This window comes from uncultured Helicobacter sp. (assembly GCF_949282165.1).
In the GTDB taxonomy this organism is placed as follows: domain Bacteria; phylum Campylobacterota; class Campylobacteria; order Campylobacterales; family Helicobacteraceae; genus Helicobacter_F.
Map to the genome: position 1 here is coordinate 44,999 of NZ_CASDOV010000002.1, position 20,302 is coordinate 65,300.

Below are 20,302 nucleotides of genomic sequence, written 5' to 3' on the forward strand. Positions count from 1 at the left end.
AAATTTGGCTTGCACGCAAAGCGTCGCTTTTTAGAAAACGAAGTTTCTTTAGAAATTTTTCAACCTTGTGCATTGCAAGCCTGCGGAGCCATTTTCCTGCGCGCAAAAGCTGGATTTATAGAATCTACCTCAACCGCTGGGAATGCGTAATCGCCACGGCTATGGCATCGGTAATATCAAGCGGCTTAATCTCGCCCCTAATGCCAAGCAGGCGTTTAACCATAAACGCGACTTGTGTCTTATCTGCTTTGCCATTGCCTGTGAGAGCTTTTTTGACTTGTAGCGGTGTGTATTCAGCAAAATTCCCAAAATCTTGGAGGATTTTTAGGCTCAGTGCCCCGCGAAACTGCGCGAGCTTAATCACGCTTTTGGGATTGTAGGCATAAAACATATCTTCAATCGCCACTTCATCGATCCTATGCGCCTTGAGCACGATGTCGATACCCTCGATGAACTCCACGATTTGGGCTTGCAAAACCCGCTCTTTTATCTTGATAAACCCCGCCTCGATGAGCTTAAGCGTGTTGTTTGTGTAGCTAATCACAGCATAGCCACAATTCCTCGTCCCCGGATCGATCCCTAAAATTTGCATTTTAAATCCATTTTAAAACTTTTTTTCCTATGATTTCAAGAACTTTTCACATATCTTTCACATCTTTTCCCAAAACTACAGAGGTAAGACAAAGGGCTTTTTGAATGAGTATAGATGATATACTAAACCAACTTAAAAAAGAGATATCCGAGCACGAATACGACACATATTTTAAGATTCTAGAGTTTGATGAAAGTGCCTCCAGAGAGGACTTACTCGTCTTTTATGCACCCAATAGCATCATAGCAGATTGGATAGAGATACACTACCTCGATAAGCTCCAATCTTGCGCACAAGAAATCACAGGTATCCCGCCAAAAATTCACATAAAAACAAAAAAAATGACAGGTAATGTGAAAAGTTTAAAAAACAATAAAAACCTCAAAAACTCCCTCCAAGAATCTCACATCAATTACCAAGAGACTTTTGAGAACTTCGTCGTGGGGAAATCCAACCATCTCGCGTGGGATTCTTGCCAAAAGGTGGTAGAGATACGGGGCAAAATCAACCCCCTGCTTATCTATGGACACACCGGCGTGGGCAAAACGCACCTGCTCAATGCCATCGCAAACGCAGTGAAAGAAAAAAACGAAAAAGTGGTTTTGATAACCGCCGAGCAGTTTTTGAACGATTTTCAACTACGGCTTAATAACAAAACGATGGATACTTTCCGCAACAAATACAGAAAATGCGACTACCTCCTCATCGATGATGTGCAGTTTTTTGGCGGGAAAGATCAGATTTGTGAGGAATTCCACAACACCTTCAACGCCCTGCACCAAGAGCAAAAGCAAATCGTGATGACAAGCGATCAACCACCAAAAAAGATCAGAGGGCTAGAGGAGCGACTGCGATCGCGCTTTGAGGGAGGGATCGTCATAGAAATCGAGAAAACCGATCTTGACACCAAAAAGGAGATTATCCGCTCAAAATGCAACCTAAACTCCATCGTGCTCGATGATGAGACAATCAACTTCATCGCAACTAAGCTTGACAATTCACGGCAGATTTTAGGGATCATCCAAAATATCAACCTCCAATCCAACCTAAATCCCGATGTGACAAAACTCGAGATCGCCACAAGCGTGATAAAAACCTACCAAAGAGACATATCGGGCAACATAACTATCGATAAGATTCTCTCATCTGTAGGCAAAGAGCTCAATATCAAGCCAAGTGAGATCACCTCCAAGGCAAAAAACCAGCGCATAGCCAAAGCACGCAGGATAAGCACCTACCTCACGCGCAAACTCACGCACAATTCTATGCCAATGATTGCCAACAAACTCAATATGAAAGATCACAGCTCAGTAAGCAAAGCCATAAAAGCCATAGAAGAAGCAATAAAAGAAGATGAGAACCTCAAAAACCTCATCGAGGAAATCGAAAACAACATAAAAAACGACAATATCCCGCAAGTTTAAAGCAAAGCTTACGCAAATTTAAGTATAATTTAACACTTTTAGAGCATAAGAGTATGGGAATAAATGTGAAAGACGCATTGACATTTTGTGAAAACTTTAACCCCCCAAAGATAAGCAAAATAGGGAAAGATGACAACATTTCACATTTTCACACACCCTACTACTACTACTAAAATTATTTAAAACAAAGGGGAGCACGATGAAACTTAGTATTTCAAAAACACCTTTTGAGATCATACTCTCAAACTTTCAGAATTTTTTAGAAAAGCGAGATATCTCACAAATCACTTCACATATTTATTTTGAATGTGTCAATAACACCCTCACACTTAAAGCTACTGATTATGAAATCGCCATCCAATCCCAAATCGAAGTGCATACACAAGAAGAGGGCAGAGCTACAGCAAATGGACGCGATATACTCAATTTTGTCAAAAACCTCAAAGAAGACGATATCACCCTAGAAACCCAAGACGATTTGCTTTTCATCAAACAAGGACGATCAAAATCCAGCCTCCAAATGTTTAATGTCAATGAGTTTCCTAGCTTGCCAGAGTTTTCCCAATCCCAACAAATCAACATAGAATCCCACAAATTCCTAAGCTCGATGAAAAAAATCAACTCCACCGCCGAGACAAACAACGCAAAATTTGAGCTAAATGGCGCACTTATTGACATCAAAGAATATTCCTTCAACTTCGTAGCCACAGACACCAGACGCCTTGCTATCGTCAAATACGACACACAAGGCATCAATACCCTCTCACTCATCATCCCCAAACGCGCTATGAATGAGATTCAAAGGCTTTTTGTCGATAACATAGAGATATTCTTTAACACCACTTATATCATCATCAAATCCCCTAGCTATCTCTTCTTTAGTAAAGTCATCAATGGAAAATATCCAGATTATGAAAAAATCATCCCAAAAGAATTTAAAAACACTATCAAGCTCCCAAAAGACAAATTTATAGAATCTATTAAAATCGTGAGCTCGCTTTCTAATAAGATTAAAATCACACTTCGCGCTAATGAAATCCTCTTTGAATCTATGAGCGATAGAAATCACAAGGCAAGCACACAGCTTGACATACAGACAAATATCCAAGAAGAATTTGTCTTTGGCGTGGATTCTAAATATATAACAGACTTTTTGGCACAAGTAGAGTCGGCAGAATTTACTATGGCACTCAATGAACAAAACGCCCCCCTTACCTTTATGGATAACAACTTCAACACCATCATTATGCCTATCATTCTATAAGTTTTGAGATTTGCTAAGGAGCTAGGAGAGTATGCAGGATTATAGTGGAAAAAATATCAAAGTCCTAAAAGGGCTTGAAGCTGTCAGAAAACGCCCGGGAATGTATATCGGCGATACTAATGTCAGTGGCTTGCATCATATGGTGTATGAAGTCGTGGATAACTCCATAGATGAGGCGATGGCAGGGTTTTGTGATAGGATTAAAATCACGCTTACTCGTGAGGGTAGTGCCATCATCGAGGATAATGGACGCGGGATCCCTGTGGATATCCACCCCACAGAAAATATCCCAACTGCTACGGTGGTTTTGACGATTTTGCACGCAGGCGGGAAGTTCGATCAAGATTCTTACAAAGTCTCGGGCGGTTTGCACGGCGTGGGAGTATCGGTGGTTAATGCCCTCTCTTCAAAGCTCATTATGACGATCAAAAAAAATGGCAACGTCTATCGCCAAGAATTTGCCAAAGGCATTCCCCAAAGTGAGCTTGAAATCATCGGGCAGACAAACGAGCAGGGCACGACTATAGAATTTTTTCCCGATGGCGAGATTATGGAGGTGTTAGAGTTTAGTGCAGACACACTCGCACGGAGATTCAAAGAAATCGCTTACCTAAACAAAAACATTACCATCACTTTTTATGATGAGCGCAGTGGAGTGGAGGAGGTGTATCACTTCGAGGGTGGGCTCTCGCAGTTTGTCCAAGATCTCAATCACAAGCCCCTCGTCTCTCAAATCATCACTTTTGAGACAAACGATCAAGAAGTCGAGGTGGAAATCGCGCTCACTTATAACGATGGCTATGATGAAAAAGTGCTAAGCTTTGTCAATAATATCCGCACACCAGAGGGCGGCACGCACGAGGCAGGATTCCGAGCGGGGCTTTCACGAGCGATTATGAACTATATCGAGGCAAATGCGAATGCGCGCGAGAAAGATTCTAAGGTTACAGGTGATGATGTGCGAGAGGGCTTGGTGGCGATCGTCTCGACAAAAGTCATTGAACCGCAGTTTGAGGGACAGACAAAGGGCAAGCTAGGGAGCTCCTTTGTCAAGCCAATCGTCCAAAAGCTCACCTATGAAAAACTCAATAAATTTTTTGAAGAAAATCCAAATGATGCCAAAGCAATAATGCAAAAGGCGATAATGGCGGCACGTGGGCGTGAAGCAGCCAAAAAAGCGCGGGATTTAACGCGCAAAAAAGAAAGCTTTTCAGTAGGGACATTGCCGGGCAAGTTAGCGGATTGTCAGAGCAAAGATCCCGAGCAGTCTGAAATCTACCTCGTGGAGGGGGATTCTGCGGGTGGTAGTGCTAAGCAAGGGCGCGATAGAGGCTATCAGGCGATTTTGCCATTGCGCGGGAAAATCCTCAATGTCGAGAAATCGCGCCTTGATAAGATTCTCAAATCCGATGAGATCAAAAATATGATAACAGCCTTTGGGTGCGGGATTGGCGATGAGTTTAATATCGAGAAACTGCGCTATCACAAAATCATCATTATGACGGATGCGGATGTCGATGGTAGCCATATACAAACACTTTTGATGACTTTCTTTTATCGCTATCTTAAGCCCCTTATCCAAAATGGGCATATTTATATTGCCCAGCCGCCTTTGTATAGATTCAAAAAAGGCAAAAAGGAAGTCTATCTCAAAGACGAGAAAGCGTTGAGTGAGTATCTCATCGAAAATGGGATTGGGAATTTTGCGTTTGAGGGTATAGGAAATGCTGAGCTTTTGGAGATTTTGAAGTTTATCTCGCACTATCGCTTTGTGCTAAAAGAGCTTGAGAAGCAGTATCCGATGATTGAAGCGGTGAAATTCCTTATCCAAAATCCACAGATTCACACAAATGATTATCAGCAGCTATATAACGAGCTTGAGAAGTTTCTAAAAACCCAAGAGTGCAATATTTTAAACAAAGAAATCACGCAATCCTACCTGCGACTTTATGTTCAGACGCGTGTGGGGCTCGTGGAGCTTTTGATAGATGAGAATCTATGGAGTGATAATTTTTTCAAAGAGGGCTTATCTATTTATAAAACCATACAGGATCGTGGCTTGGAGTTTTTGGAGGACAAAGATCCTATCGTGCTGCTAGAAGAGATAGAATCTAGTGCCAAAAAAGACGCCTATATCCAGCGATATAAGGGACTAGGAGAGATGAATCCAGAGCAGCTATGGGAAACGACGATGACTCCGGCAAACCGCACTTTGCTCCGTGTAAGCTTAGAAGACGATAGCAGTGCCGATGAGGTTTTCACACTCTTTATGGGTGATGAAGTCGAGCCACGCAGGCTCTACATACAAAACAACGCAAAGAATGTCAAACACCTAGATGTCTAGGTGAATCTGTCGATGAAAACTCTCACGATTATCGATACTTTTGGATTTTTTTTCCGCTCCTTTTATGCCCTCCCACCGCTCAAAAACAAAGAGGGCTTTCCCACTGGGCTATTGCTTGGGTTTTGCAATCTCTTAAACAATCTTTATAAAAACAAAAGTTGTGATTATATTATCTTTGCGCTTGAGGGGCAGGGCAAAAATCGCCGCAAGATTCTTGATCCGCGCTATAAGCAAAACCGCCAAGAAGTCCCAAAAGATTTGCTCCTGCAGCTCCCAATCGCCATTGAGTGGATTAGCAAGATGGGCTTTGTCAATCTTAGTGTAGATGGCTATGAGGCTGATGATGTGATCGCTTCAGCGAGTGTGCTAGCGCGCCAAAAGGGCTTAGATGTGCGCATTATCAGCCACGATAAAGATCTCTATCAGCTCATAGATTCACACACCTATATCTACGATCCTATCAAAAAAATCGAGATTCGCGAGGAGCAGTGCCAAGAAAAATTTGGCGTGTTGCCTTGTGAGTTTATCGACTACCAAAGCCTTGTGGGCGATAGCAGTGATAATGTCTGTGGTGTCAAAGGTATCGGAGCCAAAAGCGCACAAAAGCTCATCAAACATTTTAAAAACATAGAATCTCTGTATGAAAGAAGCGATGAAATCGCCCAAGTGCTCACCCCGCGCTTGCAACAGGTGATTGTGGATTCTAAAGACGAGGCGTTTCTCTCCAAAGCCCTTGTAACGCTTGTCAAAGACATTCCCCTTCATATCGACTTTAGCCAATGCGCGATGCCAGAGCAAAACCCGCTCTTACAAATCGTCGATGCCCTGCACAAGTATGAGTTTAATGGAATCCTCACAAAGATTCAAGGACCCAAATACAATTCCCTCTCGACTTCTCCGAGTTTCAAAAACGCTGCCAATCCCCCCAAGCCCCATACAGAATCTACAAGCTTTGCGTATGAATATGAGATGATAGATTCTCAATCTGCGCTTTTTGCGCTTATAGATTCTATCCCTAGAGATGCCCTTATCGCCTTTGATACCGAGAGTGATGGGCTCGATACCAAAGAGGCAAATATCGTGGGCTTTAGCTTTAGCTTTGACAAAAAAAAGGGCTATTATGTGCCCTTGCAGCACACTTATCTAGGCGTGCAAAATCAAATCAGTATGCAAGATGCCACTCTCGCGCTCCAAAGGCTCTTTGCCCACACGCTCATAGGGCATAATCTCAAATTTGATATCGCGCTTGTGTATCACAACTTCGCCCTAAAGCCTAAAAACGCGATTATCGATACGATGGTGTTAGCGTGGCTTTTAGATAGTGGTAAGCCTGTGGGGCTTGATAAGCAAATGCTGCAATGGTTTAACCACAAAATGATTGGCTTTGATGAGATTGTGGATAAAAAGCAGACTTTTGCAAGTGTCGATGTCGCGATAGCCACGCGGTATGCCGCTGAAGACGCCGTGGCGACATTTTGTCTGTATGAACGCCTCAAGCAAGAGTTTGAAAAGCGTAATCTCGAGCCTATTTTGGAGCTTGCTATGGAGCTAGAATTCCCCTTTGTCAATGTGCTCGTGCAGATGGAGCAAGAGGGGATTAGGATAGATACGCATTTGTTTGAAGAATACGACAAAAGCCTTACGAAGATTCTCAATTCCCTCACACAGCAGATTTATGAATATGCGGGGGAAAATTTTAATATCAACTCACCCCAGCAGCTCTCACAGATTCTCTTTAATAAGCTAGGCTTGCAAAGTGGGCGCAGTGTCAAAGGGGGGCTAAGCACCGATGAGCGCACGCTAAGCAATATCGCGGATTCTCACCCTATAATCCCGCTCGTGCTAGAATACCGCGAGATGAACAAACTCAAAAACACCTATATCGAGCCGCTTTTAAAATACGCCAACAAAAACGCCGAGCACAAAATCTATACTTCGTTTTTGCAGACAGGCACGGTAACTGGGCGGCTAAGCTCCAAATCCCCAAATCTCCAAAATATCCCCGTGCGTAGCGAGTATGGGCGCAAGATCCGCGAGGGGTTCATCGCAAAGGAAGGCTATAAGCTCATTAGCGTGGATTATTCACAGATAGAGCTGCGCCTGCTTGCGCATTTTAGCCAAGATTCGCATTTGATAGAATCTTTTAAACAACAAAAAGACATACATTATGAGACGGCTCTAAAGCTTTTTGGCGAGAGTGAGGCGCATAACAAACGCTTTATCGCTAAGACGATTAACTTTGGGCTTATCTATGGTATGGGTGCGCGCAAGCTTAGCGAGACGCTAAAAATCAGCTTTAAAGAGGCAAAGGCGTATATCGATAGCTATTTTGAGCTTTTTCCAACGGTGAAAGACTATCTGAACAACCAAAAGGAATTTTTGCTAGAAAATGGTTACACACAGACGCTTTTAGGGCGCAGGCGGTATTTTGACTTTAGCGATGTGACGGAGTTTATGAAGGCAAACTATATCCGCGAGGGGATAAATTGTATCTTTCAGGGCAGCGCGGCAGATCTCATCAAACTCTGTATGTATAAAATCCACCAACAATACCAAGATAGTGAGCTGCAAATGCTTTTGCAAGTCCATGATGAGCTGATTTTCCAAGCTCCAGAATCTAAGATAGAGGAGTTTTTGCCCCATATAGAATCTCTTATGAATTCCATATACACGCTTTTGGTGCCGCTAAAATGTAGTGTGAGTGTGGGGGATAATTGGGCGGATTTGAAGTAGATTGCGTATCAAAAGATTCACAAAAATGCCGATGTTAGAGACTAAAAACTTTTTGTAAAGGAAGTGCTATGACAAAAGAGATGTTTGATGATGAAAAAGATATGGATATGGATCTGGGTGGCGATGTGCCCCAAGCTACCGATAAACAAAACAAAAAAGCCAAAGAAGTGATGCAAAGCCTCGAGGCGTTTTTCAAAGAAGAGGAGAGCAGCTATGTCACTTATGAAAAAATCGCACAGATTCTCGCCAAAGCTCCAAGTGGCGCGCAGGTGCGAAAGATTAGAGAAATGGCAAAAAAGTATAAAAAGGAACTCTTGAGCTCATCAGAGGCTGCCAAAAAGCTCAATATCCAAGAGCAGATAAAATCCCAAGAGGAGCGCAAAAAAGTCGTCGATGAGGAGCTCGAAGAGGAGTTTGACTTCACCAAAGAGCGTGAGCTGCTAGAGTGGAGTAGGAGTGATAGTCCGGTGCGAATGTATCTGCGTGAGATGGGGCAAATCCCGCTTTTGACAAAAGAGGAGGAAGTCGATCTCTCTAAAAAAATCGAATTGGGCGAGGGGACAATCCTCGATGCGATTTGTTCAGTGCCTTATCTCATCGATTTTATTTATGATTACAAAGACGCGCTGATTAATCGAGAGAGACGCGTAAAAGAGCTCTTTAAGAGCTTTGAAGATGAGGAAGAGGAGAGGGAAGATAGCGAAGATGAGAGCGATGAAGTCGAGAGCGAGGAAGAATCTAGTGGCAAAAAGCCCATCAATAAAAAGGATCAAAAGCGCATAGAAAAGGTGCTTGAGAACTTCAAGGCACTCGATAGGGCGAAAAAAGATTGGCTAAAAGTGCTCAATGCACAAGAGGAAAATGCGCAAAAAGATGAAGATGAGCTTATCTATATCCTGCTTTTGGCGCACAAAAAGCAGATTCTCAAAGAAAAATTGCTCGATTTGGGACCTACGAGCAAGCTCATCAATGAGCTTGTCAAAGCGATGGAAAACACCCTAAAAAGCGGCGATGGCTTTGAAAAGGAGCTCAAGCGGCTTGAGTATAAACTGCCACTTTTTAACCAAGCTCTGATAGACAATCACAATAAGATTCTAGAAAATATCACCAATATGACTCGTGAGGAAATCGCCGCAGCAGTGCCAGAAACGACGATGGTAAGCGTGTATATCGAGCTAAAAAAACTCTTCCAAACCAAAGAGGCGAGCGAGGGGGGATTTAACCTCGAGCCAGAGAAGCTAAAGGAGATTTTAGAGCAGATAAAGCGGGGCAAAAATATCTCTGATAAGGCAAAGGCGAAGATGGCGCGATCCAATCTGCGCCTTGTGGTGAGTATCGCCAAACGCTATACAAATCGCGGCTTGCCGTTTTTGGATCTCATACAAGAGGGCAATATCGGGCTTATGAAGGCGGTAGATAAGTTTGAATACAAAAAGGGCTTTAAGTTTTCGACTTATGCGACTTGGTGGATCAGGCAGGCTATCTCGCGCGCTATCGCCGATCAAGCCCGCACGATCAGAATCCCTATCCATATGATAGAAACGATTAATAGAATCCACAAGATTATGCGCAAATATATGCAAGAAAATGGCAAAGAGCCCGATGTGGAGTTTATCGCACAGGAGGTGAATTTGCCGGTGGATAAAGTCAAAAATGTGATAAAAATTACCAAAGAGCCAATCAGCCTCGATGCGCCTATCGGGAATGATGATGATGGGAAATTTGGGGATTTTGTCGAGGATAAGAGCTCGATGGGACCGATGGATTTTATTTTAAAAGAGGATTTAAAAGCCCAGATTTATGAGGTGCTTGATCAGCTAAACGATCGCGAAAGAGCAGTGATTAGAATGCGATTTGGGTTGCTTGATGATGAGAGTGATAGGACGCTAGAGGAGATTGGCAAAGAGCTCAATGTGACGCGTGAGCGCGTGCGACAGATAGAATCTAGCGCGATTAAGAAGCTAAAACATCCAAAAGTGGGACGGAAGCTTAAGAATTATATAGAGGAGTAGTGTCTTAGATTCTATAATTTTACGCAAGTTTGCTAGGGCAAACTTGATACCGCTCGAGCGACTGAATCCGCTCTCGCTCCGCTTCGCGTTCATACACGCAACTTTTAAGCGAGATTCTGTGATTTTCTAGTGTCAGCGCGTCAGGAACGCGATTTAACAATGGCGTAGATTCTATAAATCCGCCTTTTGTGCGTAAGGAAAATGGCTCCTTTGCTTGCCCTACACTCAGTTTAAGCCAAAGCGGGTAGCCGTTGCAAGGATTTGGCGGGTTTGGGGGGTGCTCGCTTATCTCCTAGGTAGCTCCCACCCCCGCACCCGCTAAAACTCCACAAGCCTCACTACGTCTATTGTGATAGCAATCCCCCTACTTACACACGACTAATTTTTGCTTGTCGTAGCGAGCTTACACAATCCGCACCAAGCACGGAGTCTAAGAAACATACAGAATCTAGCGTAGGCTTAGAATCCACAAAAACAAACCAAGATTCACAAAAGCAAAGTTCAGAATCTAAAGCACTCATAGAATCTAAAACACCATAGACCTCATCAAGGCTTTTGAAGTGGTGGATTGTGTGAGTTGCTTAGATTCTGAAAAACTAGATTCTAAACGCACATTAGATTCTGAATCTGCGCTAGATTTTGTGTGTTTTTAGAATCTCTTTTGTTTAAACCAAAATGTTGCTTTTGTAAATTTTAGTTGGATTCCGTCCTATGGATTGCGTATTTGCAGAACTCTCAGTGATTTTATATAAATAAGTTTAGTATAAAAGACTAAATTTTTCTTACTCATTTACTATAAGATATTGACTTATTTAATAAAATCCATTAGAATTGTCGCACTTAAGTTTTTTAAGTGCTAATTTTTGAAACCACTCACAAGGAGAAACTATGAAATTCACACCACTTGGAGAGAGAGTTCTCGTGCAGAGACTAGAGGAAGACACCAAGACGAGTTCAGGTATCATTATCCCCGATAATGCTAAAGAAAAGCCGCTTATGGGCACAATCAAGGCTTTGGGCGACAAAGCTACCAAAGAATGCCCAGAGCTCAAAAAAGATCAAGTTGTCGTGTTTGAGAAATACAAAGGCAATGAGATCAAGCTAGACAACCAAGAGTTTATCGTGCTAGAAGTCAAAGACATTCTAGGCATTATCGCAAAATAATCCACTAAACAATAAGGAGTTTATTATGGCAAACAAAGAAATTCACTTCGCAGATTCTGCAAGAAACAAGCTTTATGAGGGTATCAAGCAACTTAGCGACGCCGTCAAGGTAACAATGGGACCAAGAGGGCGCAATGTGCTTATCCAAAAGTCTTATGGCGCACCAGCGATTACCAAAGATGGTGTGTCTGTGGCAAAAGAAGTCGAGCTCGCCGATCCAATCGCAAATATGGGCGCGCAGCTTGTCAAAGAAGTGGCGAGCAAAACCGCTGATGCCGCCGGAGATGGCACGACGACTGCCACGGTTTTAGCACATAGCATCTTTAAAGAAGGCTTGCGCAATATCACAGCAGGTGCGAATCCTGTGGAAGTCAAGCGCGGTATGGATAAGGCAAGCGAGGCAATCATCGCCGAGCTCAAAAAGGGAAGTAAAAAAGTCGGCGGCAAGGACGAGATCGCGCAAGTAGCAACTATCTCGGCGAATTCTGATGACAAAATCGGCAGCCTCATCGCTGAAGCTATGGAAAAAGTGGGCAAAGATGGCGTGATCACCGTCGAGGAGGCTAAGGGTATCAACGACGAGCTAAGCGTGGTGGAGGGTATGCAGTTTGATAGAGGCTATCTCTCTGCGTATTTTGTAACCAACACCGACAAAATGGTCGCACAGCTTGAAAATGCCTATGTGCTTTTGACTGATAAGAAAATCTCTAATATGAAAGAGATTTTGCCATTGCTCGAGGCGACTATGCAAAGCGGCAAGCCACTGCTCATCATCGCTGAGGATATCGAGGGCGAGGCACTCACGACTTTGGTTGTGAATAAGCTCCGCGGCGTGCTCAATGTATCAGCGGTGAAAGCTCCGGGCTTTGGCGATCGTCGCAAGGCAATGCTCCAAGATATCGCAATCCTCACAGGTGGGCAAGTCATCAGTGAAGAGCTTGGCAAAACCCTTGAGGCAGCGAGCTTGCAGGATTTGGGACAGGCAGCACGCATCGTGATTGACAAAGACAACACGACTATCGTCGATGGCAAGGGCAAGGCTCAAGCAGTCAAGGACAGAATCGCACAGATTAAGACAGAGATTGCCAACACGACAAGTGATTACGACAGAGAAAAGCTCCAAGAGCGTTTGGCTAAGCTTAGCGGCGGGGTAGCGGTTATCAAAGTAGGCGCGGCTACGGAAGTGGAGATGAAAGAGAAAAAAGACAGAGTAGATGACGCACTCTCAGCGACAAAAGCGGCGGTTGATGAGGGGATTGTCATCGGTGGTGGTGCGGCACTCATCCACGCAGCGCAAAAAGTCAAGCTCAACCTCGAGGGCGATGAGGCGATTGGCTATGATATCATCAAGCGCGCTATCAAGGCTCCTCTAGCACAAATCGCGGCAAATGCGGGATTTGATAGCGGTGTGGTGGTCAATGAAGTGCAAAACGCCAAAGAAACCATAGGCTTTAACGCTAGCAAGGGCGAGTATGTGGATATGTTTAAAGCAGGTATCATTGATCCGCTTAAAGTAACGCGTATCGCGCTCCAAAACGCCGTGTCTGTCTCTAGTTTGCTCCTCACTACCGAGGCGACAATCAATGAGATTAAAGAAGACAAGCCAGCTCCAGCTATGCCAGATATGGGCGGTATGGGAGGAATGGGTGGTATGATGTAATCCACCCAGCATTTGCGGATTTCATCTTTGTGGCCTAAGTTTTTACATAAAATTTTAGAGGGGTGTGTGAAAAAGATTCTTCTTAGTTTAGGTGCGATGGTGCTATGTGCGCAAATGAGCGCAAAAGATTTGCACACGATAAAAAGTGGGGCTTTTGTGGGATTTGCTACGGGCTATAGTATCGGCTTTGAGCACGGGAATGCAGGATTGCAGGTTATTGCGCCGCGCTATCTTAATGTCGGCGCAAAGCTTGGCTACAATCTCTATTTTTCAAAAGCCCTTGGTTTGCGCGGCTATGTCGATTATATCTATGGTATGAATCTACACTCTAGTGAGAGTGGCACAAATGGCAGCTATCTGCACTATGTCAATGCTAATGTGGATTTGCTACTAAATTTTTATGAGAGCGAATCTGTGGTGTTTGGCTCGTTTGTGGGGCTTGGTGCTGGGTATGGTGTGCTAAATAAAAGACGCAGCGGGACACAGCGGAGGTTTTATACTACCGCTCAATCTCGGGCTTAGTCTCATCGCTAGCGGGACACATCGCGTGGATTTAAGTATGAAAATTCCAACGCTTAGTCTCGCCCACGCCGGTAGCACGCAGCGACATTTAATCGGAATGATTGGGTATAGCTATAACTTCTAGATTCTATAGAATCTCATGCAAGTTTGTTTCACAAACTTGATACCGCTCGTGGCAAGTGAATTGCCACTTGCTCCGTGTGGAGAGATTGGCATACATCACTTTGTGGATTTGTGCGCCGATAGTCTCTCCTTAAGCTTCATATTGTGTATCAGACTTCTTACTCGCTCCATCGGGCTTACTCCTCCAAACATCATCGATTACTTTCCAGCCCTCACACTGTATAAAATCATTAGGCAATGTATCGTGATTGTGAAACCACGAGTTGGGCATGCACACGATTTTTTGTGTGTGATTGATGAGATAGGCTGCCCACCAGCTAAATGTGGAATTTGCGATAATGGCGTTTTTGCAGCTTCGCATTAGCTCCATCTCTTGGGCGGCATCTGTCTCGCTATTGCCCTCTATGAACTCAAAGCACACATTTTCGCGCACACTAGATTCTAAGCTATCGAGAAAATACGCCTTGCACCACGCGATGTCGTTGCTAAAAATAAAGATATGGGGATTTGTGATATGGGATTTGATAGCGTCTATGGCGTTGTTGTAGTAGGTGCTTCCGAGTTTTTTAAACTGCCAATGTTTGGATTGCAAAAAATCCCCGCGCCGTATGTGCAAAAACACAGAATCTGGCGTGCGTGAAATCCTTGCTTTTAGCGTTTTATTGCGTGCAGAGAGTGCTTTGCTAAGGGTAAAGTCCGTCTGCAAGTGCGCGCATATAGAATCTGCAAAGTGATGGTGTGTAAAATAGCTATGGACGATGTAGGCGTTGTCGCCAAACACGGGCTTGTGCTCTGAAATCTTTGCAAGGAATCTCTTGTAGGCTTCTCGCGTCCTTGGCTCGGTGGCATAGAGCCATCTGCGCCAAAAGTGTGAATCCCAAAATATGCGCACTATCCCAAAAGCCTTGAGTGCTCTCCACTTGAGCGCGTGATAGTAGCGATATAGCAAAAGATGAGGGTGTTTTAGGGAGTGTTTTTCAAGGATTAGCGATGAGTCGATGTCAAAGCACTTAAGCTCAAAGGCGCGGTTATGCCCTGCCCCCCCCCCTAGTAATCATTACAGAATCTAGCAATACTTCATAGCCTTGCTCCTGCATAAACTTCGCAAACGCATACATAAACATTTGGTTGCCAAGTCCGCCATCTAGGCGGATGATGATTTTGCGTTTTTTCATCTAGTCTCCTAAAGTTTGGCATAAGATTCTATGAACGCAGTCCAAAATGCACAGAATCTCTTAAGAATTTTTTAGCCTCTCTGAAAGCTTTTGTATGCGCTCGCTTAGTTCATCGAAGTCCTTTGCCCCATCAAGATAGCTAAAAAAATCATTTTTGAGTGCTTGGAGACTCCTAAAGGTATCGATAGCCTTTTGCCCCTCTGGCGTGAGGCGCGTGCCGCTGTCCTTGCCCCCGCCGGCATTTGAGATGACGAGCGGATTTGGCACGGCGAGTTTGTTGGCGATGTCTATGCTATCCCACGCCGCTTTGTAGCTCATTTTCATCTGTTTTGCAGCCTTGGAGATCGAGCCGCTCTCTTTGATTCGCTCTAGTAGCTCGATCCTCCCCGCACCCAAATAACTCTTAGAATCCTTTGTAATCCACAATCGAGAATCTACATTCATATTCCACCCCCTAATATTAAAATCTAATACACCACCACATACACCACACGCGGTCCATGCACGCCAAACACCGTTTGTAGCTCGATATCTGCCGTGCGTGAAGGTCCGGCTACAAAGATGATATTTGTGGGCAAAATCTCCGTGCCACTGCGCTCCCTCTCATAGCTCTTGATATGCTCTATCCCCGCATAAAGTGTCTCTACGATAGCCTCTTTTTTGAGCAAATAAATGCAGTTATTGGTGATGAGTGAGCTTAGACGCGGAGCTTGTGGATTAGCACTTAGCCCAACGATCCCTAGATTTGCCACGCCACAGCGCGCCTCCACGATAGAAGTGTCAATTTTAAAAAGCTCCTCACGCACAGAATCTACGCTTTGGGTATAAGGGATAAGCGCGCAATCCACGCCCTTAAACTCCAACTTCACATCAGCGTTATAGAGCACCTGCTTTGCCTGCACTTCTTTTAGAATCTGCTCTATGGTGGATTCTAGCTCCTGCGGGCTAGATTCACGCACGATGGCTTTATTGTTGGTTTGGTTGAGTTTGTATTCCTCCAAAAGCTCCTTGTGCGTGTAGTTCATCGGATTAGCATAGCACACGCTTGGGGCTGGGATATGGGCGTTGTTTTTCAGAGAATCCCGCACACGCCCTAAAATCTCATTTTTACTCATAAATCACTCCTTGCATTTGGGATACTTTTTTGTGAAGCCCGCCGCTAATGTGTGGGAACTCGCGGTATTTCACCCAAGTCTTTAGCAATGGCACAAAGGGCGCAAACACCTTGCCAAGTGGGGCGAAAACTCCCGCTAAGCCTAGCGCAAACCGCCATTTGCTAGGGCTTGTCGCTAGGTTTGCAAACTGCGCCATTGCTTTGATTTCAGCGGGATTTTGTGTGGTTACATCTGTCCCCACCACGCTTTTACGCCCCTGCCCCACACGCTCAGAGCGCAAATCCCTAATGAGCTCTGCAAGTGGGATTTTCACCGGACACACTTCAGAGCACCGCCCACAAAGCGAGCAGAGATCAAGCATAGGACTAAATTTATTTAGCCCAAAAAGTTGGGGGGAGATCACCTCGCCAATAGGTCCGGGATAGGTGCTCAAATACGCGTGCCCGCCGATTTTGTCATACACGGGGCAGTGATTGAGGCAAGTGCCGCAGCGGATACAGCTAAGCGCGCGGTAATAGTGTGCATCGCTTAGCATTTGTGAGCGGTTGTTATCAAGCAGGATGATATGCACCTCTTTGGGTCCATCAAGCTCGCCGCTTTTGCGTGGGGAAGTGATGATGTTGTTGTAGCAGGTTACGGGTGCGCCAGTGGCAGAGGGGATTAGCAGGGCATTAAGCGTGCTAGCGTCTTCAAAGCTCTCAATGACTTTTTCGATCCCACAAAATGCGATATGGATATCACACGCCGTGGTGCTCATACGCCCATTGCCCTCATTTTCTAGTAGCCATATTGCCCCTTCCTTAGCAATGGCAAAATTCACGCCACTAAGCCCTAGCCTAAATTCCTTAAACTCTTTTCGCAAATGCACGCGCGCAATTTCATTGAGTTTTTCGGGCTCTGATTCTAGCGGCGCGCCAAGCTTTTGGTGGAAAATCTCGCCGATTTGGTAGCGGTTTTTGTGGATTGCTGGGGCGACGATATGCACGGGTGGCTCATCAATAAGCTGGATAATAATCTCGCCCAAATCCGTTTCAATAGGCTCTAGTCCCTTAGCTTTCAAAAACGCATTGAGGTGAGTTTCCTCGCTCGCCATCGACTTGCCTTTTAGAATCTTAGTAATGCCATTTTTTTGCATCACTTCAAGCACGATTTGGTTTGCTTCCTCGCTGTTTTTTGCCCAATGCACGATAAAGCCATTTTTTAGCGCGTTAGATTCAAACTCCTCTAGCAGGCTATCGAGTTTGGAGAGGTTTTTTTGCTTAATCTCCTTGCCCTTTTGCCGCAGAGCTTCCCAATCCAAAAACCGCGTAGAGATGAGCTTTTTGCGATTGCCCTTAAGCGTATCCATCACACTTAAGAGATTTTTGCGTAGCTGGGCGTCCTCTAGTTTGGTATGCACGATATCGTGGTATTGCTGCTTGATACTGCTCATATTGCCTCCTTATAGTCCGATTCGCTGTGCCAAAAAATCATACCAATGCATAGGCTTGACGCCCACGCCCTGCTTTTTCATCGCACCAGATATGTTTAGCAAGCACCCCGCATCCGCGCTTAGGATATACTCCACGCCTCTTGAGGCGATGTCTTGCACCTTTTGGGTTACCATAGCGTTTGAAATCTCGGGCTCTTTGACGCTAAAGGTGCCGCCAAACCCGCAGCACTCCTCCTCCCTCTCTAGCTCGATAAGCTCGACATTGCTAAGGCTTCTAATAAGATTTTTTGCAGAATCTATACATTTGGCTGTGCGCAGCGCGTGGCAGTTGCTATGCCAAGTAACCTTTGTAGGCGCGCCCCTATCCTCATAGCGCACTTTAAGCACAGAATCTAAAAACTCGCTAAGCTCATAGATTCTGCTGCTAAATGCCCGCGCCTCCTCCTCATACTCACTGCCCTCAAATAGCTCGATGTAATCGACTTTCATCATACCCGCACAAGAACCGCTAGGTAGGATAATAGGCTCACTACCTTTAAAAAGATTCATATTATGGAGGGCGATTTTTTTGGTCTCCTCATAATAGCCGGAGTTAAAGCTAGGCTGTCCGCAACAGGTTTGATCCTTTTTGAAGACGACTTGCACGCCCTCTTTTTGCAAAAGCTTGATACTATTGACACAGGTATCGGCAAACGCCGCCGCACCGATACAGGTCGAGAAAAAATACACTCTCAAGATTGTCTCCTTGCTTGAAGTTTGTCGTTGTCTGCGTATGATACCCCAGTCCTGCTTCAAGCAATATCAAAAGTGCTCATTTCTTTTAGAATTTATTAAGTTTTGTTTCAAAACTACATTCTTTGCGGATTTGTGCGCGAAGTTTTTGGCGTTTGTCTTTTGCTTTTATAAAAAAAATGTTAAGCTAGTAAAGATAAGGCGTGGATAAGATTCTATAACACACAGAATCTAACGCTTTGGAGTTTTGACTATGGAGGTGCTTCTTATGGAGACTCAGGTGCTTGGGTGGGTGCAAAACTATGATCCACTAAATATGTGGCTAAGCGCGTTTGTAGCGTTTTTACCTATTGCGATGTTTTTTGTCTCGCTTGTGGTGTTAAAGACAAAGGGACATACTGCAGGATTTTTAACCGTTGCGCTTGCGGCGATTATCGCGGTGTTTGTGTATGGTATGCCTGCAGACAAAATGCTTTGGAGCTTTGTGTATGGCGGGCTGTATGGTGTGTGGCCTATTGCGTGGATTATCATTGCGGCGATTTTTCTCTACAAAATCACTGTAAAATCGGGCTATTTTGATATCTTGCGTGAATCTATTATCGCTATCACACCCGATCAGCGGATTCAGGTTATCCTCATTGGATTTTGTTTTGGGGCGTTTTTGGAGGGGGCTATCGGCTTTGGTGGTCCCGTGGCGATTACTGCGGCATTGCTCGTGGGGCTAGGCTTGCGTCCATTGTATGCGGCGGGGCTGTGTATGATTGCCAATACCGCGCCGGTGGCTTTTGGGGCGGTTGGGATACCAATCACGGCGATGGCAAAGGCAGTCGATGTCCCTGCGATTGAGATTTCTGCGATGGCAGGGCATATGCTCCCACCACTCTCGCTTTTTATCCCCTTTTTCCTCATTTTTTTGATGAATGGTTTTAAGGGGGTCAAAGAGACTTGGCCCGTGGCACTTGTGGCAGGTGGGAGCTTTGCGATTGTGCAATATATCACCGCAACATACCTAGGGCCAGAGCTACCCGATATCGCTTCAGCGGTGGTATCTATCATCGCAGTGGCAGTATTCCTTAGATTTTGGCAGCCAAAGAATGTTTTTAAATTTGATGAGAGCGTGGGTGGCAGTGCGAGCATAGAGGCGAAAAAATATTCTACCAAAGACATTGTGCTTGCGTGGTTGCCATTTGTGCTACTTATCGTAGTCATCGTGATTTGGACACAAGGTTGGTTCAAAGATCTCTTTGTCGCAGCAGGCGCGAAGCTCTCCACGGGTGGCGTGGCACAAGAAGCCGGAATCTTGAATTTTTCTGTGTTTAAAGTCGCTTTCCCAAGCCTTGCTGAGATTTTGCAGCATTATCCTGTCGTGCCAGAATCAAGTGGCAATGTGCCGGTAAAATCCGTGCTTGAGTTTTCACTCATCAACGCCACGGGGACCTCTATCCTCATTGTTGCCATCATCACGATGTTTTTGCTCAAAGTCAAGGTTTCCACTGCGGTGGCGACTTTTGGCGAGACTTTAAATGAGATGAAATTTGCCATTCTTACCATCGTGCTTGTGGTGGGCTTTGCGTTTGTTTCAAACTATAGCGGCTTATCAGCGTCTTTAGCCCTAGCTCTAGCGCAAACCGGCGATGCCTTTGCGTTCTTCTCGCCTGTGGTGGGTTGGATTGGCGTGTTCCTAACCGGTAGTGATACAAGCTCAAACCTCCTCTTTGGGACATTGCAGCAGCTTACTGCAAGGCAGCTTGATATACCAGAAGTGCTGTTCCTCGCGGCAAACTCTGTGGGTGGAGTTGTAGGCAAAATGATCTCTCCACAAAGTATTGCAATCGCGTGTGCGGCGGTGGGATTAGTCGGTAAAGAATCCGATCTCTTTAGATTCACGATTAAATACTCCATAATCTTTGTGATTGGTATTGGTATCTTTACCTATGCTATCGCGTTTTGGATGCCTTGGCTAATCCCCTCGGCATAGAGACTAACCCCCTAGATTCTAGGGGGCTTAAA

Annotated in this window: 17 protein-coding genes and 1 pseudogene; 9 read left to right on the forward strand and 9 right to left on the reverse strand. The window is 44.8% G+C overall.

Annotated features, from left to right (window positions below; all coding sequences use genetic code 11):
- Positions 1–124: 124 nt before the first annotated feature.
- Complete coding sequence (gene ruvC / locus ACH2BK_RS02180) at positions 125–592, reverse strand: crossover junction endodeoxyribonuclease RuvC (RefSeq protein WP_394959507.1); 468 nt, start codon at positions 590–592, stop codon at positions 125–127.
- 104 nt (positions 593–696) lie between these two features.
- Here ruvC and dnaA point away from each other — a divergent pair, with 104 nt between their 5' ends.
- From dnaA to rpoD, 5 genes are all read left to right on the forward strand, one after another.
- Complete coding sequence (gene dnaA / locus ACH2BK_RS02185; RefSeq protein WP_394959509.1) at positions 697–2,016, forward strand: chromosomal replication initiator protein DnaA; 1,320 nt, start codon at positions 697–699, stop codon at positions 2,014–2,016.
- 199 nt (positions 2,017–2,215) lie between these two features.
- Positions 2,216–3,280: a DNA polymerase III subunit beta gene (gene dnaN, locus ACH2BK_RS02190; protein ID WP_394995620.1), complete on the forward strand. Its 1,065-nt coding sequence runs from the start codon at positions 2,216–2,218 to the stop codon at positions 3,278–3,280.
- Between the two features lie 31 nt (positions 3,281–3,311).
- Positions 3,312–5,624, forward strand: coding sequence for a DNA topoisomerase (ATP-hydrolyzing) subunit B (gyrB, locus tag ACH2BK_RS02195; RefSeq protein WP_395001906.1), 2,313 nt, complete (start codon positions 3,312–3,314; stop codon positions 5,622–5,624).
- A gap of 12 nt (positions 5,625–5,636) precedes the next feature.
- The gene (gene polA, locus ACH2BK_RS02200) at positions 5,637–8,357 is read left to right on the forward strand and encodes a DNA polymerase I (RefSeq protein WP_395001907.1); all 2,721 of its coding nucleotides are present in this window, start codon (positions 5,637–5,639) and stop codon (positions 8,355–8,357) included.
- A 68-nt stretch (positions 8,358–8,425) separates the two neighbouring features.
- Positions 8,426–10,369 carry an RNA polymerase sigma factor RpoD gene (gene rpoD, locus ACH2BK_RS02205; protein WP_395001908.1) on the forward strand — a complete coding sequence of 648 codons (1,944 nt, stop codon included), beginning with the start codon at positions 8,426–8,428 and terminating at the stop codon, positions 10,367–10,369.
- A gap of 19 nt (positions 10,370–10,388) precedes the next feature.
- On the opposite strand, the gene ACH2BK_RS02210 is transcribed toward rpoD, so the two are convergent.
- Positions 10,389–10,529, reverse strand: a complete 141-nt coding sequence (locus ACH2BK_RS02210; RefSeq protein ID WP_395001909.1) for a hypothetical protein — start codon at positions 10,527–10,529, stop codon at positions 10,389–10,391.
- A 208-nt stretch (positions 10,530–10,737) separates the two neighbouring features.
- Positions 10,738–10,890, reverse strand: a complete 153-nt coding sequence (locus ACH2BK_RS02215) for a hypothetical protein (RefSeq protein WP_394953805.1) — start codon at positions 10,888–10,890, stop codon at positions 10,738–10,740.
- A gap of 367 nt (positions 10,891–11,257) precedes the next feature.
- Here ACH2BK_RS02215 and groES point away from each other — a divergent pair.
- The 3 genes and pseudogenes from groES to ACH2BK_RS02230 form a co-directional block, all read left to right on the forward strand.
- A pseudogene (gene groES, locus ACH2BK_RS02220) lies at positions 11,258–11,527 on the forward strand (co-chaperone GroES); the annotation flags it as partial.
- Between the two features lie 31 nt (positions 11,528–11,558).
- Positions 11,559–13,193 (forward strand): chaperonin GroEL, encoded by a 1,635-nt coding sequence (gene groL / locus ACH2BK_RS02225; protein WP_395001910.1) that lies wholly within the window; start codon positions 11,559–11,561, stop codon positions 13,191–13,193.
- A 66-nt stretch (positions 13,194–13,259) separates the two neighbouring features.
- Positions 13,260–13,715 (forward strand): outer membrane beta-barrel protein, encoded by a 456-nt coding sequence (locus ACH2BK_RS02230; RefSeq protein ID WP_395001911.1) that lies wholly within the window; start codon positions 13,260–13,262, stop codon positions 13,713–13,715.
- A 253-nt stretch (positions 13,716–13,968) separates the two neighbouring features.
- Here the strand turns inward: ACH2BK_RS02230 and ACH2BK_RS02235 are convergent, their stop codons facing one another.
- The 6 genes from ACH2BK_RS02235 to ACH2BK_RS02260 form a co-directional block, all read right to left on the reverse strand.
- Positions 13,969–14,730, reverse strand: coding sequence for an alpha-1,2-fucosyltransferase (locus tag ACH2BK_RS02235; RefSeq protein ID WP_395001912.1), 762 nt, complete (start codon positions 14,728–14,730; stop codon positions 13,969–13,971).
- Positions 14,731–14,866: 136 nt separating this feature from the next.
- The gene (locus ACH2BK_RS02240) at positions 14,867–15,013 is read right to left on the reverse strand and encodes a hypothetical protein (RefSeq protein WP_394995601.1); all 147 of its coding nucleotides are present in this window, start codon (positions 15,011–15,013) and stop codon (positions 14,867–14,869) included.
- Between the two features lie 60 nt (positions 15,014–15,073).
- Positions 15,074–15,457 carry a winged helix-turn-helix domain-containing protein gene (locus ACH2BK_RS02245; protein WP_395001913.1) on the reverse strand — a complete coding sequence of 128 codons (384 nt, stop codon included), beginning with the start codon at positions 15,455–15,457 and terminating at the stop codon, positions 15,074–15,076.
- Between the two features lie 23 nt (positions 15,458–15,480).
- Positions 15,481–16,128, reverse strand: a complete 648-nt coding sequence (locus tag ACH2BK_RS02250) for a lactate utilization protein C (RefSeq protein WP_395001914.1) — start codon at positions 16,126–16,128, stop codon at positions 15,481–15,483.
- Positions 16,121–17,560 (reverse strand): LutB/LldF family L-lactate oxidation iron-sulfur protein, encoded by a 1,440-nt coding sequence (locus tag ACH2BK_RS02255; RefSeq protein WP_394995594.1) that lies wholly within the window; start codon positions 17,558–17,560, stop codon positions 16,121–16,123. The genes ACH2BK_RS02250 and ACH2BK_RS02255 overlap by 8 nt, the downstream gene beginning before the upstream one ends.
- Positions 17,561–17,569: 9 nt before the next feature.
- Positions 17,570–18,295 (reverse strand): (Fe-S)-binding protein, encoded by a 726-nt coding sequence (locus ACH2BK_RS02260; RefSeq protein ID WP_395001915.1) that lies wholly within the window; start codon positions 18,293–18,295, stop codon positions 17,570–17,572.
- Positions 18,296–18,560: 265 nt separating this feature from the next.
- Between ACH2BK_RS02260 and ACH2BK_RS02265 the strand changes: the two genes are divergently transcribed.
- Positions 18,561–20,270, forward strand: coding sequence for a lactate permease LctP family transporter (locus ACH2BK_RS02265; protein WP_395001916.1), 1,710 nt, complete (start codon positions 18,561–18,563; stop codon positions 20,268–20,270).
- Positions 20,271–20,302 lie beyond the last annotated feature (32 nt).

Bases quoted from the DNA above. Each gene is read 5' to 3' on its own strand.
- ACH2BK_RS02255 (WP_394995594.1), bottom strand. From the start codon at position 17,560: ATGAGCAGTATCAAGCAGCAATACCACGATATCGTGCATACCAAACTA.
- dnaN (WP_394995620.1), top strand. From the start codon at position 2,216: ATGAAACTTAGTATTTCAAAAACACCTTTTGAGATCATACTCTCAAAC.
- ACH2BK_RS02250 (WP_395001914.1), bottom strand. From the start codon at position 16,128: ATGAGTAAAAATGAGATTTTAGGGCGTGTGCGGGATTCTCTGAAAAAC.
- ACH2BK_RS02245 (WP_395001913.1), bottom strand. From the start codon at position 15,457: ATGAATGTAGATTCTCGATTGTGGATTACAAAGGATTCTAAGAGTTAT.
- rpoD (WP_395001908.1), top strand. From the start codon at position 8,426: ATGACAAAAGAGATGTTTGATGATGAAAAAGATATGGATATGGATCTG.
- gyrB (WP_395001906.1), top strand. From the start codon at position 3,312: ATGCAGGATTATAGTGGAAAAAATATCAAAGTCCTAAAAGGGCTTGAA.
- ACH2BK_RS02215 (WP_394953805.1), bottom strand. From the start codon at position 10,890: ATGAGTGCTTTAGATTCTGAACTTTGCTTTTGTGAATCTTGGTTTGTT.
- ruvC (WP_394959507.1), bottom strand. From the start codon at position 592: ATGCAAATTTTAGGGATCGATCCGGGGACGAGGAATTGTGGCTATGCT.
- groL (WP_395001910.1), top strand. From the start codon at position 11,559: ATGGCAAACAAAGAAATTCACTTCGCAGATTCTGCAAGAAACAAGCTT.
- polA (WP_395001907.1), top strand. From the start codon at position 5,637: ATGAAAACTCTCACGATTATCGATACTTTTGGATTTTTTTTCCGCTCC.
- ACH2BK_RS02240 (WP_394995601.1), bottom strand. From the start codon at position 15,013: ATGAAAAAACGCAAAATCATCATCCGCCTAGATGGCGGACTTGGCAAC.
- ACH2BK_RS02265 (WP_395001916.1), top strand. From the start codon at position 18,561: ATGGAGACTCAGGTGCTTGGGTGGGTGCAAAACTATGATCCACTAAAT.
- dnaA (WP_394959509.1), top strand. From the start codon at position 697: ATGAGTATAGATGATATACTAAACCAACTTAAAAAAGAGATATCCGAG.